This window comes from Pseudomonas sp. Root401, from assembly GCF_001425105.1.
Lineage (GTDB): Bacteria > Pseudomonadota > Gammaproteobacteria > Pseudomonadales > Pseudomonadaceae > Aquipseudomonas > Aquipseudomonas brassicacearum.
Map to the genome: position 1 here is coordinate 66,610 of NZ_LMDO01000064.1, position 21,998 is coordinate 88,607.

A 21,998-nucleotide genomic window follows, 5' to 3' on the forward strand; every position below is an offset into this window, starting at 1 on the left:
CACAAAAGCAGATCAATTCTGGTTGCTGCAGTTGTCGGAAAGCTTGCGATAGTCCAGCGCCTGCTTGTGGCCTGCCGAATCCAGGTAGGTCATCTGGGCGTTGACCACGCCGCAGGTCGGGTTGGCGTCTTCGCTAAGGGACAGCACCTTCTGGATGTCCAGGTGGGTGCCGTAGGTGTAGGTCTGCGCTTGCACGTTGCTTTCGGCCCGGGCCGACAGGGTGCAAATGTTCAGTGCAGCGAAGAGGCAGGCGGCGTAGATGGCTTTGCTGTTCATGGCGATTCCTCGATTCAATGGTTTTATCTGCCGAGGCCTGTGGTGTTGCCTCGATGGACGCCATTGAATGCCGCGCAGGTATCACGCCTGTATCGAGCCAGGTGGCTTTTTGCATCGCTGTGTATCCGTCGCGCGCCAGATACACTGCAATACAAACCGCCGCGAGCCGTACCGGCCGGCGCCTGTAGACTGCTCACAACGAAACGCCGAGGAGCTGGACACCATGGATCATGTCGATCACGTGTTGATAGTGGATGACGATCGCGAGATCAGAGAGCTGGTTGGCAACTACCTGAAAAAGAACGGCCTGCGCACCACTGTCGTTGCCGATGGCCGGCAAATGCGCGCCTTCCTGGAAACCACCCCGGTGGACCTGATCGTGCTGGACATCATGATGCCCGGCGACGACGGCCTGGTGCTGTGCCGGGAGCTGCGTGCCGGCAAGCACAAGGCCACGCCGGTACTGATGCTCACCGCGCGCAACGACGAAACGGACCGCATCATCGGCCTGGAAATGGGCGCCGACGATTACCTGGTCAAGCCCTTCGCCGCCCGGGAGCTGCTGGCGCGCATCAACGCCGTGCTGCGCCGCACCCGCATGCTGCCGCCCAATCTGGTGGTCACCGAGAGCGGTCGCCTGCTGGCATTCGGGCGCTGGCGCCTGGACACCACCGCCCGCCACCTGCTGGACACCGACGGCACCATGGTTGCCTTGAGCGGTGCCGAATATCGTTTGTTGCGGGTCTTCCTCGACCATCCGCAACGGGTGCTCAACCGCGACCAGCTGCTTAACCTGACCCAGGGCCGGGATGCCGACCTGTTCGATCGCTCCATCGACCTGCTGGTCAGCCGCCTGCGCCAGCGCCTGCTCGATGATGCCCGGGAGCCGGCCTACATCAAGACAGTGCGCAGCGAAGGCTACGTGTTCTCGCTGCCGGTGGAGATCCTCGAGGCCTCGGTATGAGCCTGCCGCTGCGCTGGCCGCGTACGCTGGCTTCGAGGCTGTCGCTGATCTTCCTGATTGGCCTGATCCTGGCCCAGGGGCTGTCCTTCGGCGTCCAGTACTACGAGCGCTACCAGAGCGCCAAGTCGACCATGCTCGGCAACCTGGAAACCGACGTCTCGACCTCCGTCGCCATTCTGGACCGCCTGCCTGCCGCCGAACGCCAGGCCTGGCTGCCGAAACTCGCCCGGCGCAACTATGGCTACCTGCTCGACGAAGGCCAGCCCGGGCAACCGATGGATCTTGCCGACGCGCCGATCTCGGTCAGTTCGATCCAGGAAGCCATCGGCCAGGCCTATGGCCTGACCTTCAAGCAGATTCCCGGGCCGAAAATGCACTATCAGGTGCACCTGCGCCTGGGCGACGGCAGCCCGCTGATCATCGATGTACGCCCGGCGATGACGCCCCTCTCCCCCTGGCTGCCGATGGTGTTGCTGGGGCAGTTGGCGCTGTTGATCGGCTGCACCTGGCTGGCCGTGCGCCTCGCCGTCGGCCCACTGACCCGGCTGGCCGAGGCAGTGGAAACCCTCGACCCGAACGCCCACAGCGTACGCCTGGACGAGAAAGGCCCGACCGAAGTGGTGCATGCCGCCAAAGCGTTCAACGCCATGCAGGACCGCATCGCCGCCTACCTCAAGGAGCGCATGCAGTTGCTGGCGGCGATTTCCCACGACTTGCAGACCCCCATCACGCGCATGAAGCTGCGCGCCGAATTCATGGACGAGGGGATCGAGAAGGACAAGCTGTGGAGCGACTTGAGCGAAATGGAGCACCTGGTGCGTGAAGGCGTGGCCTATGCCCGCAGCATCCACGGTGCCACCGAGGCCAGTTGCCGGATCAGCCTGGATGCGTTCCTCGACAGCCTGGCGTTCGACTACCAGGACACGGGCAAGGACGTGCAATTGACCGGGAAAAACGCCGCGGTCATCGACACCCGTCCCCATGCCCTGCGGCGGGTGCTGGTCAATCTGGTGGACAACGCCCTGAAGTTCGGTGGCGCGGCGCAGATCCATGTGCAAATCGCCGACAACGGGCAATTGGCGATCCAGGTACTGGACCGCGGCCCCGGGATCAACGAGCAGGAACTGGCCGAAGTGCTCAAGCCGTTCTACCGGGTGGAAAGCTCGCGCAACCGGGAAACCGGCGGCACCGGCCTGGGCTTGGCCATCGCCCAGCAACTGGCGATCGCCATGGGCGGCTCACTGACCCTGAGCAACCGCAACGGCGGCGGCCTGTGCGCCGAGTTGCGCCTGGCATTCGCAAGCTGACACGGCCCTTGTGGGAGCGGGCTTGCTCGCGATGGCGGCCTTACGGTTAAGCAGGATTTTTGGATTGAGTACATATCCATTGCTGCGGTAACGGCTGCTTAGGGTTCCGCCCTGACGGCGGGTCACTTTCGAAAAGCGTGTACGGACCGGACACATGGTTGACGGGGCGCCCGAGATCAACGTCCACCGCGAGGCGGCCTTATAGCCGACCTGGCTCTCCCGGTCGTACACCCATCAGATCTGTTTGAGCAGGACCTGTGGGAGCAAAGCTTGCTCGCGAAGACGGCTGCACATTCAACACAAATATTGATGCCTTACCCAATCCCCCTGTGGGAGCGAGCCTGCTCGCGATGGCGGTGTGTCTGCCAGCATCTGTTCAACTGACCTGACGCCATCGCGAGCAAGCTCGCTCCCACAGGGGCTGGGTGTTGGATTTGGAGGCGATTTGTATGCCAGTGTGTCTGCGGATGATCGGCATACACAAACTTGCACAATGCTGCGTGGCGGACACACCCCGCTTACACCTGCTTGAAAGACTCCCCCGTGTTCCCGGCTGCTGTCACGGCCGGGTCTCACCATCCACGGAGCCTTTACATGCCTAACGCAACTGCATCCCCCTTTCGTTATCAGGGCTGGTCGCTCTTCAGCCTGCTCGCCGCCCTGGTGCTGTTGATGACCGGGTTGATCCTGGTGCTCAACCCGGACCTGACCGAAGGCGTGCGCAGTGCCATTCGCGCCACGGCGCGTTCGTCTTTTATCTTGTTCCTGCTGGCCTTCACCGCCTCGGCATTCGCAGTGCTGGTGCCCTCGCCCCTGAGCCGGTCCCTGGTGCGCGAACGGCGCTTCATCGGGCTGGCCTTTGCGTTTTCCCATCTGGTCCATGCCGTGCTGATCTACAGCTATGGCCAGCTCAATCCCGAGTTCTGGCCCGGCCGCACCACCCTTGGCAACGTGCCTGGCACGGTGGGCTACGTGTTCATCCTGCTGCTGGCCCTGACCTCGTTCAAAAGCACCACCCGCCTGATCGGTTTCAAGGCCTGGAAGCGCCTGCATGTCACCGGCATGTGGGTGCTGGCGGCGATCTTTGCCTATTCCAACTTCAAACGCATCCCCATGAGCGCCTGGTATGTGCTGCCCTTCGGCCTGATCTGCGCCGCCACCGCCATCGGCCTGGTGGGCAAGCTGGCCCAGGCCACCCAGCGACGCCAACGACCGCAACACGCGACTGGCCTGTAGGAGCTGTCGAGCGAAGCGAGGCTGCGATCTTTTGATCTTTCGCTTGAGACTCAAGTGTCTGGGGAAAGATCGCAGCCTCGCTTCGCTCGACAGCTCCTACACAGCTCGTACATAGCGCCTGCGCCACAGCGCCTTGGCGTTGAAAAAATCGAAACCTTGGACGGCGAGCACTGGTCAAGTCCTGTATGAACGTCAACCGCTGCACGTCGCGCCAAGCGACGGCGGCCTGAAGCGAGGGACAGGCATGAGCATGACCGTCGGTGATTTTCTGGTGGAACGTCTTTACGAATGGGGGGTTCGCCGTATCTATGGCTATCCGGGTGATGGCATCAACGGCGTCTTTGGCGCCTTGAACCGCGCCCAGGGAAAAATCCGCTTCATCCAGGCCCGCCACGAGGAAATGGCCGCATTCATGGCCTGCGCCCACGCCAAGTTCACCGGTGAGCTGGGCGTCTGCATCGCCACCTCCGGGCCCGGCGCGTCCCACTTGGTGACCGGTCTCTACGACGCGCGGATGGACCACATGCCAGTGCTCGCCATCAGCGGCCAGCAGGCGCGCGCCGCGCTGGGCGGGCATTACCAGCAGGAACTGGACCTGGTCAGCCTGTTCAAGGACGTGGCCGGGGCATTCGTGCAGCAAGCCAGTGTGCCCGCCCAGGTCCGCCACCTGCTGGACCGCGCCGTACGCACGGCGGTGGGCGAGCGCCGGGTCACGGCGTTGATCCTGCCAAACGATCTCCAAGATATGGAGTACACCGCACCACGCCACAAACACGGTACGGTTCACTCCGGCGTCGGTTACCGCAAGCCCAGCGTCGTTCCCTACGAAGAGGACCTGCGCAAGGCCGCCGAGGTCCTCAATGCCGGCAAGAAAGTCGCCATCCTGGTCGGTGCCGGAGCGCTGCACGCCAGCGACGAAGTGATCGCCCTCGCCGAGAAGCTCGGCGCCGGCGTGGCCAAGGCGCTGCTGGGCAAGGCCGCCGTGACGGATGACCTGCCCTGGGTCACGGGTACCATCGGCCTGCTCGGCACTGAGCCCAGCGACAACCTGATGGCCGGCTGCGACACCCTGCTGATGATCGGCTCCGGCTTCCCCTACGCCGAGTTCCTGCCACCTGAAGGCCAGGCCCGGGGCGTGCAGATCGACATTCAGGCGGACATGCTCAGCCTGCGTTATCCCATGGAAGTCAACCTGCACGGCGATAGCGTCGATACCTTGCGCGCCCTGCTGCCGCTGATCGAAGAAAAAACCGACCGTGCCTGGCGCAAGAAGATCGAGCATTGGCGCGAACGCTGGGAGCGGACCCTGGAAAAACGCGCCCGGGTCAGCGCCAAGCCGATCAATCCGCAGCGGGTCACCTTCGAACTGTCGCCGCGGCTGCCGGAGCACGCCATCATCACCTGCGATTCCGGCTCCTGCGCCAACTGGTACGCCCGGGATATCAAGATCCGGCGCGGCATGATGTGTTCGCTGTCCGGTGGCCTGGCGTCGATGGGCGCGGCCGTGCCCTATGCCATCGCGGCGAAGTTCTGCCATCCGCAGCGGCCGGTGATCGCCCTGGTGGGTGATGGCGCCATGCAGATGAACAACATGGCCGAGCTGATCACCGTCGCCAAATACTGGCGCACCTGGGCCAATGGCACCTGGATCTGCGCGGTATTCAACAATCGGGATCTGAACCAGGTCACCTGGGAACAGCGGGTCATGGAGGGCGATCCGAAATTCGCCGCCTCCCAGGACATCCCCGATGTGCCCTACCACCTGTTCGCCGAATCCATTGGCTTGAAGGGCATCCTGGTGCTGCACGAGGACGACGTGGCCACGGCCTGGGAAACCGCGCTGGCGGCGGATCGTCCGGTGCTGATCGAGTTTCGCACCGACCCCGACGTGCCACCGCTGCCGCCGCACATCAAGCTGGAACAGGCGAAAAAGTTTGCCTCGACCCTGCTCCAGGGCGACCCGAACGAGCGAGGCATCGTGGTGGAGACCGCCAAGCAGGTATTGAGCAGCCTGCTGCCGGGCCAGCGCACGGATAAAGAGTGAGGCACGACGCGATATGCCAATCGTTGAGCTGCATCGTCGCTATGAACGGTCCCTGCTCCTGGCTTTCTGCGTGGTGTGGGGGTGGCTGGCCATTGCGCCGGTAAAACGCAGCGACTGGCTGGCGGAGAACTTGCTGGTCGTTGTGTTGATGGTCGTGCTGGTGACCGTTCATCGGCGATTCAGCTTTTCCCGACTGTCCGCGACGCTGTTGTTCGTGTTCCTTTGCATCCATGAAGTCGGCGCCCACTACACTTATGCCAAGGTGCCTTACAACCAGTGGTGGCAGGCCCTGACAGGGGGCCAGTCGCTTGATCAGTTCATGGGTTTCCAACGCAACCAATTCGACCGGCTGGTGCATTTCAGCTATGGCCTGCTGCTCGCCTATCCGCTGCGCGAGGCCTTGCTTCGGGTTGCGCCAGCAACGGGGTTCAGGGGTTATTTCCTGGCCTGGAGCCTGATTCTCGCGTCGTCGGCGATTTATGAAATCATCGAATGGCTGGGCGGCGCCTACATCGGGGGCGATACCGCCAAGGCCTTTGTCGGTGCCCAACAGGACCCGTGGGATTCACAAAAAGACATGGCCCTGGCGGCGCTGGCCGCGTTCATGGCCCTGCTGGTCGCCGCCGGGGTCAGTTACCTGCGCCAGCGGGATTTCGCCCTCGAATGGACGTTACGCTTCAAGGCCCGCACCTGATGCAAGCCCCCATATCCGCCAGTTCCCGTGCGATCACGTCTAAGTAAATCAGCCCACCAGCCGATACAAGACAGGTGCGGATGAAATCGCTTTTTGGCTGATGACTTATTTTTATGATTGAAATTGCTGGCAATGACTCAACTGTCCTTTCCCCGGGTTCGCCAACCCGAAGTTTCACCCGTCGCACTTTCCCGGCCATCATGCTCCTGCTGTTTGTCATGTCCGCACTGGCGATCGCCGTGCTGCTCAACATCACCGCGGCCCAGGACCAGCGCGCCCGTGAACAGAGCCTGTTTTTCGCCCAACGGGCCATCGAGGGGATCCGCAAAGGTATCGGACGGGACCTGAGCGATTATTCCAAGTGGAGCGACGCCTACCGGCACCTGCATGTCAGCGTGGACAAGGAATGGGCCTATGACCAGGAAAACGTCGGCAGCAGCGTGTTTTCGCTCTATGGCTACCAGGCGGTGTTTGTCATTTCGCCAACCGGCCAGACTGTCTATTCGGTGATCGATGGCCAGATGAGTGAGGTCGATGCCGACACCTGGCTGACCGGCGACTTGCGAGCGCTGTTGAAAAAAGCCAGCGCTGCGGAAAATCACGAGGAAGTGATCGTCGAGATGCTCCATCACGAGGACGCCCCTGCGTTTGTCGCCGCGTCCGCCATCACCATCGGCACGGACAGCAGCGTGCCCGAAGTCCCCGGCCCGCCCAGCCTGATGCTCTTCGTCAAGGTCCTTGATCCCGGAGCCCTGGAAAACCTGGCGCGGGACTTCGCCCTGCCCGATGCCCATATCGCCAGGACCCCGGGCCCAGCCGATACCGCCCAGCTGCTGCTCGACGACCTGACCCTGGAAGCCTTGGCCTGGCGGCCGCAGACCCCGGGCCAGGACCTGCGCAAATTTCTCCTGCCGTTGCTGGCCGTGGCGTTACTGGTGCTGGGGATTCTGGCCCTGGCCGTTCTGCGCCATGCCTTGGCCATGCTCCGCGCCCAGGAACGCCAGTACGCCAGCCTGCTGGCCCACCGCAAGGCGCTGGAACGCAGTGAAGAACGTTTCCGCGACATTGCCGAAGTCTCATCCGACTGGTTGTGGGAGGTCGATTCGACCGGGACCCTGACCTATCTGTCGGAGCGCTTCGAACAAGTGACCGGGTTCAGCCCCACGGAGTGGCTGGGCAAACCTCTGCACCGGCTGCTTCACCCCCATGGCGGCTCGATCTCGATTGCCCAATGGCTGCTCGGCGGGGCCAACAGCGTCTCTTCGGCACCGCTGCTGTGCGAGTACACCGCGCGCAACCAGCGCATCCGCACCTGCAAACTCTCGGTGCGGGCCATCGAAGCTGGCACCCTCGGGTTTCGCGGCACGGCCACTGACATCACCGACGAATTGCGAGCCCTGGCCCAGATCAAGCACCTTTCCCTGCATGATCCACTGACCGGACTGGCCAACCGCAACCGCTTGTTCGATTGCCTGCGCGAACACCTGGACCGGACCGATCGCCCGCCCCTGGCGCTGCTGAACCTGGACATGGACCGATTCAAGCCGGTCAACGACTCCCTGGGCCATGCCGTGGGCGATAAAGTGCTCAAGGAAGTGGCGCATATCCTCCAGCAAAACGTCCGTGGCACTGATCTGGTGGCACGTCTGGGCGGTGATGAGTTTGTCATTGTCATGCCCGACCCGGGCGATGCCGGCGATCTCGATCAACTCTGTGAACGGCTGATCGATTGCATGCAACGGCCCATGCACCTGGACGGCAATACCCTGTACCTGGGGGTGAGCATCGGCGTTGCCTGGTCGCAACCCGGAGAAAAACGTGCCGATGAACTGCTGCGCCACGCCGATATTGCCTTGTATGCGGCCAAGGCAGCCGGCCGCAACACCTGGCGCGTGTACGTGGAAGCCATGGGCAACCTGGCCCGCGACCGGCGGCAATACGAGCAGCAACTGCGCGACGCCATGCAACGGGATCAACTGGAACTGCGCTACTTGCCTCGCTTCGACGTGAGCGCCGAGCAACTGCACGGTTTCGAAGCCCAGACCTTCTGGCACCACCCCGAGAAAGGTGAATTGGGTGGGGCCGACTTCATACCGGTGGCCGAAACCTCGGGCCAGCTTGAAGAGCTGGGCACCTGGATGCTGATCAACGTCTGTGAAGAGGCCGCCACCTGGCCGAGCGCCGTCAATGTTTCCATCGCGGTTTCACCCCGCTGGTTCAATAGCAGCTTCCTGCTCAACCAGGTGCAAGAGGCCCTCGAAACGAGCGGCCTTGAGCCCCACCGGCTGACCCTGGAAGTGGCCGAAGGGGTCCTGCTGGCCGACCACAAGACCGTCGCCAGCACCCTCCATGCGCTCAAGGACCTCGGCGTGCGGATCAACATCGACAAATTCGGCACCAGCATCGCCTCCCTTCGCGAAGTGCTGGACCAGCCGTTCGATGGCATCCGCTTCGACCGCAACATCCTCACGCAGCTGGGCCTGGAGGATGACAAGGAAGGCGTCCTGGCGATGATCCGCTTGAGCCGCAGCGTAGGCCTGATGGTCACCGCAGAAGGCATCGAAAACGCCCGGCAATTCAGCCAACTGCGCAACGTGGCCTGCGACCATGTCCAAGGCCCCTACTTCGGCGCCGCCCTGGCCCGCTCGGAAATGGCCTCGTTCTTCACCACGCCGCGGTGGCTGTAACCCACCTCCCCACCGCTATCGCGAGCAAGCTCGCTCCCACAGGGATCTGTGGGGTGTTCATGAGCTCTGCGTGCACCGCTGGACCTATTGTGGGAGCGAGCTTGCTCGCGATGAGGCCAGCACAGCCAACCTCACTGCAAGCTCGGTCTCTTACAAACTCAACCGCCCCCGCTCCTCCTCAGTCAGCCGCTGGCGGTTGCGCTCGTCCAAAGGCCCCGCACCCAGGACCTGCACCGGGCTGGCCGGATCGTAGGCCCGAGGCGCTTCGCGGCTGGCGCCGTCGCGGGACGGGGCCAGTTGCTCGGAGCCAAAGCTCACCACCTGCACGGTAAACACCGACGCCTGGTTCTGCCGCGCGGCGTTCTGTTGCTGACGGGCCACGTCTTCCGCCGCCTGCGTCGCCGAGGACGCCGCCGAACTGGCCGAGGTGATGGCCCCGGTGTTCACCGAAGCCGCCAGCGGCACGCCAGTGGATTTGCCCTGGGTCTGGATGTTGGCCGCGTTCACCACGGTCAACGCCGCGATGTTGACGTTGCCCGACACCCTAATCCCCGCCTCGCCCGCATCGATGGTGCCCAACGGCGCGATCAGGTCGATATCCCCCGGCGCCACTTCGGCAATCGGGTTGAGGGTGGCGATACCCGCGCCGGTGCTCGGCACCGATGGCGACAGGGTCACGTTGCCCCAGGTGTCGTACAAGCGCTTGGGTGGCGTATAGACCACGGTGGTCTTCGAACCGCGACCGGCGTTGATATCGCCCTGGGCCGACCAGCCGAGGATCGAGCCACCAAAGGTGGTCATGATCCGGCTCTGCCCCAGCAGGATGCTGTTCTGCGCATACAACTGGATATCGCCCTCGCCCTGGGTGATCACCCCGGCGGTGGACGGCGGCGCGTTGCCCTCGATGCCGAAGGTCTGCCCACCACCCGGGGTCAGCATCTGGATGCTGCCGCCGAAATCGGTGTGCACCCCGGCCCCGCCGAACATGGTGATGTCGCCCTTGTAGGTGATCGCGTTACCCGCCACATCCTTGCTCGGGAACAACAAGTCGATAGCCTCCCGCCCGCGCAGGTAGCTGCCCTGGCGCACGCCGCCCACTTCGTTGTACTCACGGCCACCGGCCTTGAGTTCAGCAAAGTACACATTGCGGGCAAACACCCGCTGCTGCTCCGCCGGCAGCGCCGCGAAGAAGCTGCGGGCCTGCCCGGTGTCGCCGCTGAAGCCGAAGCGTTTCTCCAGCCAATCCACCAACTCAGCCTCGTAGGTCTTGGCAACCTTGCCGTCCTGGTTCGCCAGGGGCACACCGGCCAGAGCCTGGTTGGCCGGGTCCAGGTACGCCTTGACGAAGCGCTCGTAATCCGCGCCATTGAGGCCCGCGCCGGCTTGCAGCACCAGGCTTGCGCCGGGGCGCGAATCCCCTGGCACCACCGCGCCGATACTGGTGATGCTGACCTTGTCGTCCATCAGGATATTGCGCCCGGCGGTGATTTCCAGCAGGCCGGGACCGGCGACGTTGAAGTTGCTGTAGAGGATGTCGCGCCCGGCTGCCACGATGGAGATGTCGGTGGGGTTGTTGTGGATGAAGAGGTTGCCGGTGCTGGTGTAATTACCCGTGTCGGGGTTCTCATTCAGAGACCCGCCCAGCGGTATGCCGCTGCTGACAATGTCTCGTCCAGCCATCATTCGTACAGCACCGGCGCCTTCGTATGCGATTCGCCCCGGCCATCTGCCCGTGGAGACTGATGTCATCGACCGTCCAGTGGCGACTGCCAGCAAGTCACCTTCAAGCGCATAGAAGCGAGCAGGATCGACATTGAGGGCCCATTCGCTGGAAGCGCTGCTGGTGCCGAAGGCAAACAGAGGCAATATTTTCGCATCAGGGCGAGCGAGGTTGCCATCGGCGGAGAGATTGCTGGCCTTTATGACGGGACCGTATTCGACAGTCTCGACGAGACCGACAAAGGCTGGCCTAAACGGTGTGGCCAGGGCTGCAGACGATGCACCGGAGCGACTGACCGACATATCGCCGCCGTAGATGGAATCGCCGGCCATGAATTGCAGCTCACTGTTGATGCCGGGAGCAAGCAACAGGGCTGGGCGATTGTTGCCGTTGTAGCCTGTGTCATACAGCTCCGAGGACTTCCCGTAATAAAGACTGCCACTGGCTGCCACAGCTCTCAGGATGGACGGATAGACCACCGCCAGATCCGTTGCGGTACTGGATGTGAAAGGTGTCAGGTTACCTCCCGACGACCACAAGTCGACCGCAGTATTGGCCGTCCACAGCGTGAACCAACTGACGCCCGATCCGTTGGTGTTACCGTCCTTGAAGCGTGAGGCACTCATCATCGGCGCCCGCCCCGGATCGGCGACGTCCATCACCACAAGGTCGCCTGAAGTCGTCAGATCGAAGGTAGCATCGCCCGGCATGAGGGTCAGGCCGCCGGTCGCAAACCCTCGTGTGGATTTGAAGGAGTCGTAGGCCCGCGTTTCTCCAGGGGACTGTACTGCGACAGCATTGCCGTATTGAAGGTCGATTCGACCGATGGCGCCGCTGTCAATCTGCGCGTGGCCCCGCAGGTTGATGACCGCACCGTTCAGATGCCCGTCGGCGAACACGCTATCGGGATTCAACGCCCCACCCACACGCAGATTGAGATCGCCGCCACCGGTCAATTGCAGGCTGCCATCAGCGCCCACACGTCCGGTGCTGCCGACCGCCAACAGCAGCCCCTGGCTACGAGCGTTGATGTTTGAGTTGAAGTCGCTACCGGCGAGTCGGTTCAACACGCCCGCGTCACCCTTCACCTGTACATCCAGATCACCGCCACCCAAAGTCCCGAACCCGGTGAAAGCGGCCATTTGATCAGCGCCCCCCGTTACCGTCGACGCGGTATAACTACCGAAGTTGATCCACCAGGCGGTCGGCTGGCTGTTCGCTGAATCATCATTGCCCTGGCGCCAGAGCCAATTGCCCACATTGGCCGAATCCTGGCCCATGTCGGTAGGGTTCGGTCGCCCGCCAGAGTTGACAGGCGCGGTCAGGTTGCCACTGAGGTCACCGCCAACCTTGAGCAACAGGTTGCCGCCCACGTCCGGATACCAGGCGCGATAGAGACTTTCAGTGCCGCCATCGACCAGTTTCTCATTGCTGCCTTCCTGGTCATTGAGCACCTTGTCGTTGGCGCCCAGGGCCTTGGGCTGGTTGTAGGGATCGCCCGGGAACGTTGGTGCTGATGAGGTGCCGGCGGTATAGATGCCGAACAACGAATCCATGCGTAGGCTGCCACCGCTGAGCAGCTCCAAGTCGCCGGTACCGGTGCGGATGACGCTCGGACGGACACTGCCGGCAACCGCTTCATACTCCACGTCTGCGGGGGCACAGACACTCGGCGCCGCGTCGCAGAGTGACTGAACCGAATCAAACTGGAAAAACTGCGCAGCGGCCTGGCTGATCAGCTCGCCGGCCTTGACCTCAAAGCCGGAACCTGCCAATTCCTCCTCCGCTGCCTTGGTCCATCTGTAAGAAGCTTGAAGCGCGCAAATACCGGCGAAATCCGCACAGAAGGCGTCAACCGAGTCGTAGCCAAAATTGCTCACGATATCCAGCTCGACGGTTTGGCCAAGCTCTACCGTGAATCCCGCGGCCGCCAGTTCAGAGACCGCTAGTTCCGTCCACCGATAGGTGCCCTTGCCCGGTACGGGTTTGCCAAACATGCCGTAGTGACTATCGGCAAGACGCAAATCGCCACGCACCGGGTCAGGCTGGACGATCCGACTGTCTGCCGCTGCCGTATCGGCCCCGGCCACCAACCTCAGCGACCAGGATTGCGAACCCTCGGCGAGCATCGGGGCAATGGCCCACAAGCGGCCGTTGCTGCCTGCAATTTCCGGACGCAACTGCACCGATTCGACGCCATCCGGCAACTTCACGTCGGTGCCGGATGGGATCAGCGAACCACGGTTCAAGACAAGGCTGTTTTCGAGCTTGAGGATATTGGTCTGCGCATTGCCCGCGTTTGCCACGTTGGGCAGCGCAACGCCCTTGGGCCAGGTGAAACCGCGCAGTGCGGCGGCACCGCTCAACACGCTGCCAGCGCCCAATTGCGAGCCGGCTTCGAGGGTCTGGGCCCGGCTCAGCAAAGTGCCAGCGGCAAACAGCAGCTTGCCGGAGGCGTCGTGCACCGCTGCCGCCAATACCGTGCCAGCGGGCAGTTCCAGGGGTTGCTTCAGGATCGCCGCCACTGGCAACCGGGTGCCGGCCGCCAGGGTCACATCTTTGATCGGCAAGTCGTAGTTGAGCGTGGTTCCCGCCGGGAACGCCGTACCGTCGGCCAGCGTCACGCCGGCACCGGGAACGACGATGTCGCCACCGGTGAAATCGATGCCGGGCAGCAGCACCCAGCCTTTGTCATCCTGCGTGGGCGGCGGTGGCGCGAAACCGTCGTTGATGCTGCCGTAGATGCTCAAGTCGCCACCGGCGCGCAGGGTCAGCGCACCGGCCTCGCCGGAACCGTATATGTCGGTTTTCTGCGTGTGCGGGTTCACACTGGCGTAGCGATAACCGGACAGGTCCAGGTCACCCTGCACCACCAGGTCGCCGTCGGCCGTGGCGCTGACAATCTCGACACCGGGCCGCAGGTGGAACGCATCGGCATAACGCGTGTTGTTCAGGCCGGCGAGCTTGCGCTGCATCAGGTCGTCGTTGTCCAGCGCGGCTTTGATGAACTTGGTGCTGTCGTCATGTATGTCTTTCAGGTAGTCCTGGTCGATGACCTGATAAGGACGGCCACTTGCCGCCGGGTCGCTGCCATAGTCGGCATCGCTGTACTGCCACATACCGTTGACGGCAATCGAGCGAGCGCCCTGGATATCCAGGTTCCCGCTGGCGTCGATGACGATGTCACCATGGGTGGCATCTGGCCCGGCGCGCCGGGCATTGAGTTCCAGGGTGCCGCGAGCGCGACCATCATGTTGCCCCGCAGGCGCTGCGGTGCCATGGCGCAGATCGATGCGCGCGCCGTCGGCCAATGTCAGCACGCCGCCCCGGGAGGTCAGGTCGACCATGGCGCGGTTCGGTGAGTCGATAATCTTGCCGTAGCTGTCTACACGCAGACGATTGCCATGGGCATCGAGCACCGCGTTGCTGCCCAGCGTCAGGGAGCGCCCAGCGGCGAGCCGGATGCTGCCGACCCGTTCGCCACTGGCGTCTACCTTGCCATTGACCAACAGGTTTCCGTTGTCGACCGACACGCTGATGGTCGAGGCCTTGAGTTCGTTGCCGATCACCAGGTCGCCCTGTTTGAGCTGGAAACCACGGGAACCGGACACCTGCCCGTCGTTCAACCGTTGGTTCAAGGCCGCGAACTGCTCGCTGAGGCTGCCGTTGCCGCCCAGGCGCTGAGCCTGGATTTCCACGCCGCCGGCCAGGTACGGCATGGCGGTGCCGCCGGCGTCATATTCGCCCGTGCTGCTGCCGAGAATCCGCCCCTGCAAATCTACGATCCCGGCGGCCTCGTCCAAGGCCACGGCACTGAGCCGGCCAGCCTGGTTGTTACGGGCCGAGAGGTCGATGTTTGAGCCATCCGCCTGGCGGATATTGCCGTTGCGGCTTTGCAGGATCACCTCGCCACCGGCGCTGTAACGCGTCACATCGTTGAAGGTGACTGCGCGCCCAGCCAGGTCGATCTGTGCCGCATCCGTCAGGGTCAGGTCGTCCGTGGCGCTGAGGGTGAGCTTGCCGCTGGGCAGCACCACTGCGCTGGCGAGGTTGAGGCTCTGGCCCTTGAGGGACAACTCGCCCCCGAGCCCGGAGACAGCGCCCGGCTTGGCGGTCGTGCCGGTTACATTGATCGCCCCACCCGCCGTGATGCGGTTCACCGAACCGGCCTCTCCAGTGAGCAATGGCGTGAGGATATTCAGGTTGCCGCCGCCGTAGGCATAGCCCGTTTTTGCGTCATAGGCCCCCTGGCTTTGATACACCGCCAGGCTGCCTTTGTGGTTGGCGGTCAGGCGTTCGCTGGCGCTGAGGTTGACGTTGGCGAATCCCAGCGCCAAACGGTCCAGGGTCGTGACCGAGCTAGGTTGGGCGAAGTCACCGTAGCCGAATTCGATGCGCTGGGCCTGGATGTCCAGGCGACCGGTGCCGGTACCGGCACCGCCGGTAATCACCGAACCCGGTGCGCCAACGGCGCCGTTCCAGATCAGGTTGGCGGTGCGAATGGTCGCCACGTCATTGGCGCTGCCGGCGCCATAGATGGCAGGAGTGCTGAGCATCAGGTTATTCAGGCGCGACTTGCCTGTTGTCGGGTCATAGGTGTCGAGACTGACGGTGCCGTAGAAATTCAGCGCCTGACTGGCCGACAGTTCGAGGGTTTCCAGGGCCGGAGCACCGTATTCGGTGTCTCCACGCAACAGGCGATCGAGCACGGTCTGGCTCAGGGTCAGACCGGCAGGCAGGACCTGGCTTGTCGCCGCGTTGCTCAGGGCCTGGGCGGTGCCGACGTTGATGTTGCTCAGGGCCAGGGTCAGGTGACGGGTGCCGTAGCGCACCTGGTCGTCCAACGCCAGGCTGCTGCCGGACGCAGCAACGATGCTGCCTTCGGAGTGAACCCGGGTCACGCCGCTGCACGGTGTCAGGCTGCACCCGCCGATGTTGACTGTGCCGGTGGTGCCTGACAGAGGGGCCAATACATTGAGCAAGCCATTGGAGGCGGCCAGCAAGCTGTAGTTTTGGTACGTCACATTGAGGTTATAGATAAAACCATCACGGGCATCGTAAGCGGCCTTGCCCCGTCCGATGGTGTTGATGGCAGCGCCTTGTTCCACCAACAGCTCGCCACCGTTGGCCAGGAGGAATACCTCAGGCGCCGACAGGGTCGCACCTTCACGCAGCGCGACACTACGGGACACCCGTTGCGGCGTGATGTAGTTACCACCCTGGCCATAGAGCACCGAAAACTGGCCGCCGATCACTTGGCGTGAGGCATTCAATGCATTGAGGCTTTCGGCATTGAGGGTTACGCCCTCGAAGCCGGCCGTAGCCCCCCGCCCTTCGGCGACCACCTCCAGCGCGGTACCATTGCTGGCGACCACCGCGACGGTTCCGCCGTATCCTCCGGTCTGAGGCGCGAACTTGCCTATGCCCTGGAAGGAGAAAGCCTGATCTGCGGCGCCCTTTGCAAGGTTCAACTTCAACATCTTGGCATCTACTGGCAACAAAGCCCTGGGAACGCCCAAACGCGCGGCGTCGGCCACGGCGAACTGGGCGTAGCTGGTTTCGTTGTATTGCGAGTAGCGACGCAGCACATCTCCCGAGGTCAGGATGACTGGGCTGGACAAACTGTTGCGCTGCCCGGTATTGGCCACCGACAGCACGCCGGCGGTGGCCCAGGAACCGTTGCGCATCTGTTGCGCGCTTGAAGTGGAGCCTTGTCCCGCCAAACCGTTGACTTCGACCCGGAACGCTCCCGGCAGCAAGGCGTAGGTGGATGGCATCAGGGTATAGGTACCGGCGGCGAGCCCTGGCACACCGGCGCCAATGGTAATTTGCTGACCTACCCTGGGATCCACTGCTCCACCTTCGGGGGCGACCGGCGCGTATTGGCTCTGATTGCCCGGCACGATGGCGTAGACCGGATTGCTGGACAGCCCCGGCAAGGTGAAACCGCCATTGGCGCCGATTTGTACCAGCGGGTTGAAGCGAGCATCGGTGGAGCCGCCTCGGCCAGAGATAAAACCGGCGCCGAGCAATTCACCGCCACCGGACAGATCGAGCACCGCGTCTTCTTGCGCCACCACAGATCGACCGCCCAGAATCACCCCGATGTTCAAATCGGAGTTGTCGTTGGGCGTCGCTCCCTGTCCCAGCAACACGACCTTCTTGCCAGCGTACTCGTAGTTCTGGCCGTCGACGGTGCCGCCGTAAGGTAGGACCAGGCCCAGGCCACTGACCGAAGTCAGACTGCCCGGTAACAGCTCCACTCGATCAGTGATACCTAAGCCATCGTTTATGCCGACTTCAATCAACCCCAACGGTGCTCGTACCACCCCGCCCTGCTCAATCTTCGCACTACCCAGTTGCAAGCGGCCAAATGCCGAATAAGGCACTGCAGGTGTGACCTGGGTAGTACGCTCAATGACCAGACTGCGCGCGGGATCGAAAACCGGGGCGCCGGGGCGCATATATCCCGCCAAAACCCGAGCCCCTACGCCGGTCGCCGGGTACAACTGCGCCGCTTGCAGGATCATGTCCGAGGGGGTCAGCAATTGGGTGGTAAAGCCCGTAGGCAATCCGTCACTGGATAACCCTGCCAGGAATCGCAAATCACCCCGGCTGCGTAGCTGAACCCTGTCGAAACCGGCGCGTTCCAGCGCGACGGTACCGCCGTCGGCCTGCCTCACCGTGCCTTTGCTACTGAACATCACGCTACCCTGAACATCCAGCAGGTCCGCATTGACGGAAAACACCGCCTTGTTCGCCAATAGCGACACTCCGCCACCATCGACCACTGGCCGGGTATAGGGGTCAAAACTCGGTCGAGTGGTCGCCAGCCCTGTCGCAAGTGCCAGCAACACATGGGGTGCATTGAGCTCGACCCGGGTATTGGCTGGCGCGGTTGCACTCAATCCAAAGCTGCGGGCGTACAGGCTCAGGCTTTGGCCGAGGGACATCGACAGGTCGCCATCGACGCTCATCAGGCCGTTGCTTAACAGGGACAGGCTATCGAAACCACCGGCCTGGACCTGATCGACACCTAGCCGCCCGTGACCATAGACCAGCGAATCCGCCGAGGTTTCAGCCGTATCGCTCAGTGGGCTGGCCTGGGCAGCGCGCGCCAGCACCAGTTCACGCACCTTCAACACCCGATCATTGACCGCACTCTTGAAGTAATAGGGCGTTTCCAGCGCTACCGACAAGCTACCGCCTGCGGCCCCTGTTCCACCCGAACGGGCGCTGAACGAACCGTCCAGGTACAGGCCATTGGCCGACGCCAGGGAAATGCTGCCGCCATTGCTCGCCACCGACGTGCGTCCCTGGCCGGGAATATCCAGAGTCGCCTGGCTGCCATCCGCTTGCAGACGCGCACCGTCACGCACCACCACAAACAATTCGGACGCCGAAGTCGATCCTTTCGCGGCATCGATCTGGCCGCCGATGACAATCTGCCCGCCGTCGCGCACCAGGCCGTAGGTCTGACCGCGCATGTCCCGAGCTGTTATGGCCCGGCTCGATACATCGATCAGTGATTGTTCACCCAGCCATATGGAATGACCGTGGCCCTGGGCATTGACTTGATCGCGGACCGTATCGCCGACGCTCAACTCGGTGAGACTGACCCGACCGCCCCAGGCGTTGAGGGTACCGTTGGCGGTCAGTTGACCGATGCTGCGCACATCGATGCCCTGCCCCGGATCAACGCTGATCACGCTGCCCTTGCCCAGGTTCAACACCGTGCTCGCCATGTCGGCCGCGCTGGAGTTCGCGGTACCGGCAGTGAGGCTCAAGCTTGCGCCGCGACGCTGGGTGAGGACGCCTTTGATCGCATCTTCCTGGTACAGCTGGGGCGTCCAGCGCTGCAACGCATCGGCCGCTTCTGCGCCGCTGCCGGTGCTCAACGCCTGCTCGCCAAAGCGGTACACCGGCATCGTCACATCGACCCGGGTCCCGTCGGCCACCGTCAGGCCTTCGTTGCCAGTGATGTCATAGGCCGAGAAACCCTTGTCGAAGAAATCGCCACCCAGTTGCAAGGTGCCCGGTTCAAGCGACGAGCCACTGTTGCCGATCAGCACTTTATTGGCCGCCAGCTTCAAGGTCCCGCCACCGCTCATCCCGGTGCCGCGCAGTTCACCGTCAAGGTTCAAGGCGCCTTTAGTAGACGACGCGCCGGTACTGGCGGTCAGCGTCAAATCACCGCCCTTGCCGCCACGGGTCTTGCCATCGGCCATGACGGCGGCGCCGGAGCTGACGTCGATCAGGCTGCCCTGGCCCACGTCGATATCTCCGCCGCTGCGCACAGACACGGTACCGCCATTGATGAATGGCAAGCCCTGGCGGTCGCCGCCGTCAAGCAGCAGGTTGCTCCACCGCCCGGCAGTGTTCAACGTCACGCCCTCGCCCAACGTAACCGCGGCACGCTGACCGGTGGCGGGCGTAAGCACGACGTCTTCAATCTTGAAATTATCGGTTCTGACCTGTTTAAGCACGTTACCCAAGGCAATGCGACCGCTGCGGGCCGTCAGGTCGGCGTTCACTTCCACCTGCGGTGCATAAAGCGTGATGTCGCCGCCATCGGCCACTTTGAGCGTGCCATCGACTTTTATGCCGTCAGCAGCTGCCACCTTGACCGCGCCGAGTTGGAAGCCATTGAGCAGTTCATTATCCAGCACCAGCTTGCCTTGCCGATCAGTGCCAACCGCCGAGGTCAGGTCCAGCCCCGCAGCAATTTTCTCGGCCACCTTACCGACGGTGACCTGATCGAAGGTGGAGTTCAGGCCACTGTTGATCACACCGCTGGCCTTGTCATAGATCGGCGTGTAGCTGCCCACCCACAATTGCGCCCGTCGGGCCACGGCGTTTTGCGATTGCTGGTAGCCGTCGAGATTGAGATTGGGTGCCTGGGTCTGGCGTTCGCCCTGGTAGACCTCGCCGACAATCTGGCCTTCCAGCACCGCGTTGCGGGTCGACACCACCAGTTTGCCGGCATCGCGGCCGACGGTGTAGCCAGCTTCAAAGCGCTGTCGTGGGGCGATCAGCGGGTTGTAGTAGTAATCAGTCTGGCCCCAGCGCTGGCTGTGGTCTTCGTAGCCTTTGTAGACGCCGGTGTAGAGGATGTCTCCCGGCGCCTTGGACAAGTCATACAAACGCCCATTAGGGCCCTTGAGCCAGGACTGGCGTAGGTAGCCGCTCTGCACATCCAGAGTGCCGCCGGACAGGTTCAGTTGCGCCGCTTGCTGGGTTACTACGTCGTTGCCGGTGAACGTCAGGGTGCCGCCTTGAGCAGCCCATTCACCGGCGCTGTGGCCTCGGGTCCCCAAATAACCGCCAACTTCCAACAGCCCACCCGCCGTGTACCAACGGTCGGTGCCGTAACCATTGGTGCCCGCCGGCACGTAGATCAAGTCACGCACGTCCACCCACACATCGTTGTTGGTCAGTTTGCCGCCGTCGCGGTTGACCGGGGCGTCGCGCTGTTCATTGCCCTGCACGTTGACCTTGATGGAATTGGACTCCATCGCCACCTTGACGCCGATGGCGCCGGACACATCGATCACCGCGCCATCGCGCACCAGGCTGCGCCCGGCAGCGCTGACCGCGACCTGGCCGCCGGTGGCCAGGGTGATAGAGCCGTTCTGGAAGTCGACGCTGGCGCCACTGACGATCTCGACCCGCGACTGATCGGTGCGGTCGACCACGCTGCTGAGGTTGTTGAACTGGCCGGTGATCAGGTTGTTCGGCGTGCCATCCAGGCCGGCCGGTCCGGCATTGCGCTGGCTGTCCAGGGCACTGCCGCCCGCGGCGTCGAGCAGCACCGCCGTGGCACTGCCCAGCCCCAGGGTCACGCTACCGGTGCTGTCGCTGAAGGCGTTGAGCAGGTGCACGGTGCCACGGGTGTCCACTGAACTGGTGGCGACGACCACGCCGTTCTGCTCGACCCGGTGTCCGGTGAGGGTGATGTCGCCGGTGCTGGCCTGGATCAGGCCGCTGTTGATCACCGTACCGGCGCTGCTGCCCGGTTTGAGGGAGGTCGCAACCTCGTTGCCACGGGTGGTGGAACGCAGGTTGCCGCTGGTGCCCTGGCCGCGCCGGATGTAGAAGCTGTCGCCCGCCGCCAGAGTGGTCTGGCCCTTGGCGGTGATGATGGAGCCGGCGTTCTCCACTTCGCTACCCAGCAGCAAGGCATAACCGCCACCGGCCGTGGAGGTAGCTGCACGGTGGGTTTCGATCAGCGCGCCCTGCTGCACTTCGACCTTGCCCGCCGCGTCGGTGAAAGTCGGTTGGCTGCCGGTGGCATCGATATACAAGCCGCGCTTGCTGAATTGCTCATCGCTGATGTTGGCCGCCACCGCCGCCAGGTTACGTACGTTGACCTGGCTGCTGCCGCTGAAAATGATGCCGTTGCGGTTGACCAGCATCACCGTGCCGTTGCCCTTGATCTGGCCCTGGATCTGGCTTGGCCGCGCCTGGGGGTCGTTGACCCGGTTGAGCACGGCCCAGTCCGATTGCTGCTGGAAATCCACCGTGGTGTTGCGCCCGACGTTGAAGGTTTCCCAGTTGAGAATCGCCTTGTCGGCGGTCTGTTCGATCTTCACCGTGGTCTTGCCACCGGCCTGGGTCTGCTGCGGTCCCTTGGCGTTGAGCCAGCCCTGGGTCAGGCTGTTATCGACCTTGAGCCCGCCCTCACCCAAGCCGTCAGGCACGACCTGTACCTGACCGAGCGCGGCTTGCCGTCCGGCGGCCTGGGCCGCCTGTTGGGCCGCGATGGCGGCGACGGTGTTATTCAGGTTGGTCAGCGAACGCTGCAGCTGCGCATTGGCCCGTTGCTGTTGCGCCAGGGGCGGCGGCATGCCTGGCTGCGCGGTCGTAGGCCGCGCCGCGCCACCGGCCTGTGTAGCCCCCTTGGCCGCAAACCAGGCCGAACTGAACGCCGTCGCCGCCTGGGCATTGCCGGCCACCATCAGCAGAGCAATGGCCTGGGCCAGCGGCTTGAGCCGCAACATCGACAACTCGCCATCGCGACGTGGGGCGTTCAGGTTCGTCTGGGGTTTGCAGCGCAGCATCCTACTCATC

Annotated in this window: 8 protein-coding genes; 6 read left to right on the plus strand and 2 right to left on the minus strand. The window is 63.3% G+C overall.

The genetic code is table 11. The annotated features are described in order from the left end of the window. Window positions 1-12: 12 nt before the first annotated feature. The gene (locus ASC85_RS27685; RefSeq protein WP_057452177.1) at window positions 13-276 is read right to left on the minus strand and encodes a DUF2790 domain-containing protein; all 264 of its coding nucleotides are present in this window, start codon (window positions 274-276) and stop codon (window positions 13-15) included. A gap of 223 nt (window positions 277-499) precedes the next feature. Here ASC85_RS27685 and ASC85_RS27690 point away from each other — a divergent pair, with 223 nt between their 5' ends. From ASC85_RS27690 to ASC85_RS27715, 6 genes are all read left to right on the plus strand, one after another. Next, window positions 500-1,240, plus strand: a complete 741-nt coding sequence (locus ASC85_RS27690) for a response regulator (RefSeq protein WP_003202589.1) — start codon at window positions 500-502, stop codon at window positions 1,238-1,240. After that, entirely contained in the window at window positions 1,237-2,547 is a 1,311-nt protein-coding gene (locus ASC85_RS27695) for an ATP-binding protein (protein ID WP_057452178.1), read from the plus strand. Before ASC85_RS27690 ends, ASC85_RS27695 begins: the two co-directional genes overlap by 4 nt. Before the next feature lie 594 nt (window positions 2,548-3,141). After that, window positions 3,142-3,783, plus strand: a complete 642-nt coding sequence (locus ASC85_RS27700) for a ferric reductase-like transmembrane domain-containing protein (protein ID WP_057452179.1) — start codon at window positions 3,142-3,144, stop codon at window positions 3,781-3,783. A gap of 244 nt (window positions 3,784-4,027) precedes the next feature. After that, window positions 4,028-5,827, plus strand: a complete 1,800-nt coding sequence (locus tag ASC85_RS27705; RefSeq protein ID WP_057452180.1) for a thiamine pyrophosphate-requiring protein — start codon at window positions 4,028-4,030, stop codon at window positions 5,825-5,827. Window positions 5,828-5,840: 13 nt separating this feature from the next. Then, complete coding sequence (locus tag ASC85_RS27710; RefSeq protein WP_057452181.1) at window positions 5,841-6,521, plus strand: DUF2238 domain-containing protein; 681 nt, start codon at window positions 5,841-5,843, stop codon at window positions 6,519-6,521. Window positions 6,522-6,634: 113 nt separating this feature from the next. After that, complete coding sequence (locus ASC85_RS27715; protein WP_057452182.1) at window positions 6,635-9,208, plus strand: bifunctional diguanylate cyclase/phosphodiesterase; 2,574 nt, start codon at window positions 6,635-6,637, stop codon at window positions 9,206-9,208. A gap of 150 nt (window positions 9,209-9,358) precedes the next feature. Here ASC85_RS27715 and ASC85_RS27720 read toward each other — a convergent pair whose 3' ends face one another. Next, on the minus strand, window positions 9,359-21,988 hold the full coding sequence (locus ASC85_RS27720) for a filamentous hemagglutinin family protein (protein ID WP_057452183.1): 12,630 nt from the start codon (window positions 21,986-21,988) through the stop codon (window positions 9,359-9,361). Window positions 21,989-21,998: the final 10 nt, after the last annotated feature.

Excerpts from the sequence above, each read along its gene's own strand:
- ASC85_RS27705 (WP_057452180.1), top strand. The coding sequence starts at position 4,028 with ATGAGCATGACCGTCGGTGATTTTCTGGTGGAACGTCTTTACGAATGG.
- ASC85_RS27690 (WP_003202589.1), top strand. The coding sequence starts at position 500 with ATGGATCATGTCGATCACGTGTTGATAGTGGATGACGATCGCGAGATC.
- ASC85_RS27720 (WP_057452183.1), bottom strand. The coding sequence starts at position 21,988 with ATGCTGCGCTGCAAACCCCAGACGAACCTGAACGCCCCACGTCGCGAT.
- ASC85_RS27715 (WP_057452182.1), top strand. The coding sequence starts at position 6,635 with ATGATTGAAATTGCTGGCAATGACTCAACTGTCCTTTCCCCGGGTTCG.
- ASC85_RS27695 (WP_057452178.1), top strand. The coding sequence starts at position 1,237 with ATGAGCCTGCCGCTGCGCTGGCCGCGTACGCTGGCTTCGAGGCTGTCG.
- ASC85_RS27700 (WP_057452179.1), top strand. The coding sequence starts at position 3,142 with ATGCCTAACGCAACTGCATCCCCCTTTCGTTATCAGGGCTGGTCGCTC.
- ASC85_RS27685 (WP_057452177.1), bottom strand. The coding sequence starts at position 276 with ATGAACAGCAAAGCCATCTACGCCGCCTGCCTCTTCGCTGCACTGAAC.
- ASC85_RS27710 (WP_057452181.1), top strand. The coding sequence starts at position 5,841 with ATGCCAATCGTTGAGCTGCATCGTCGCTATGAACGGTCCCTGCTCCTG.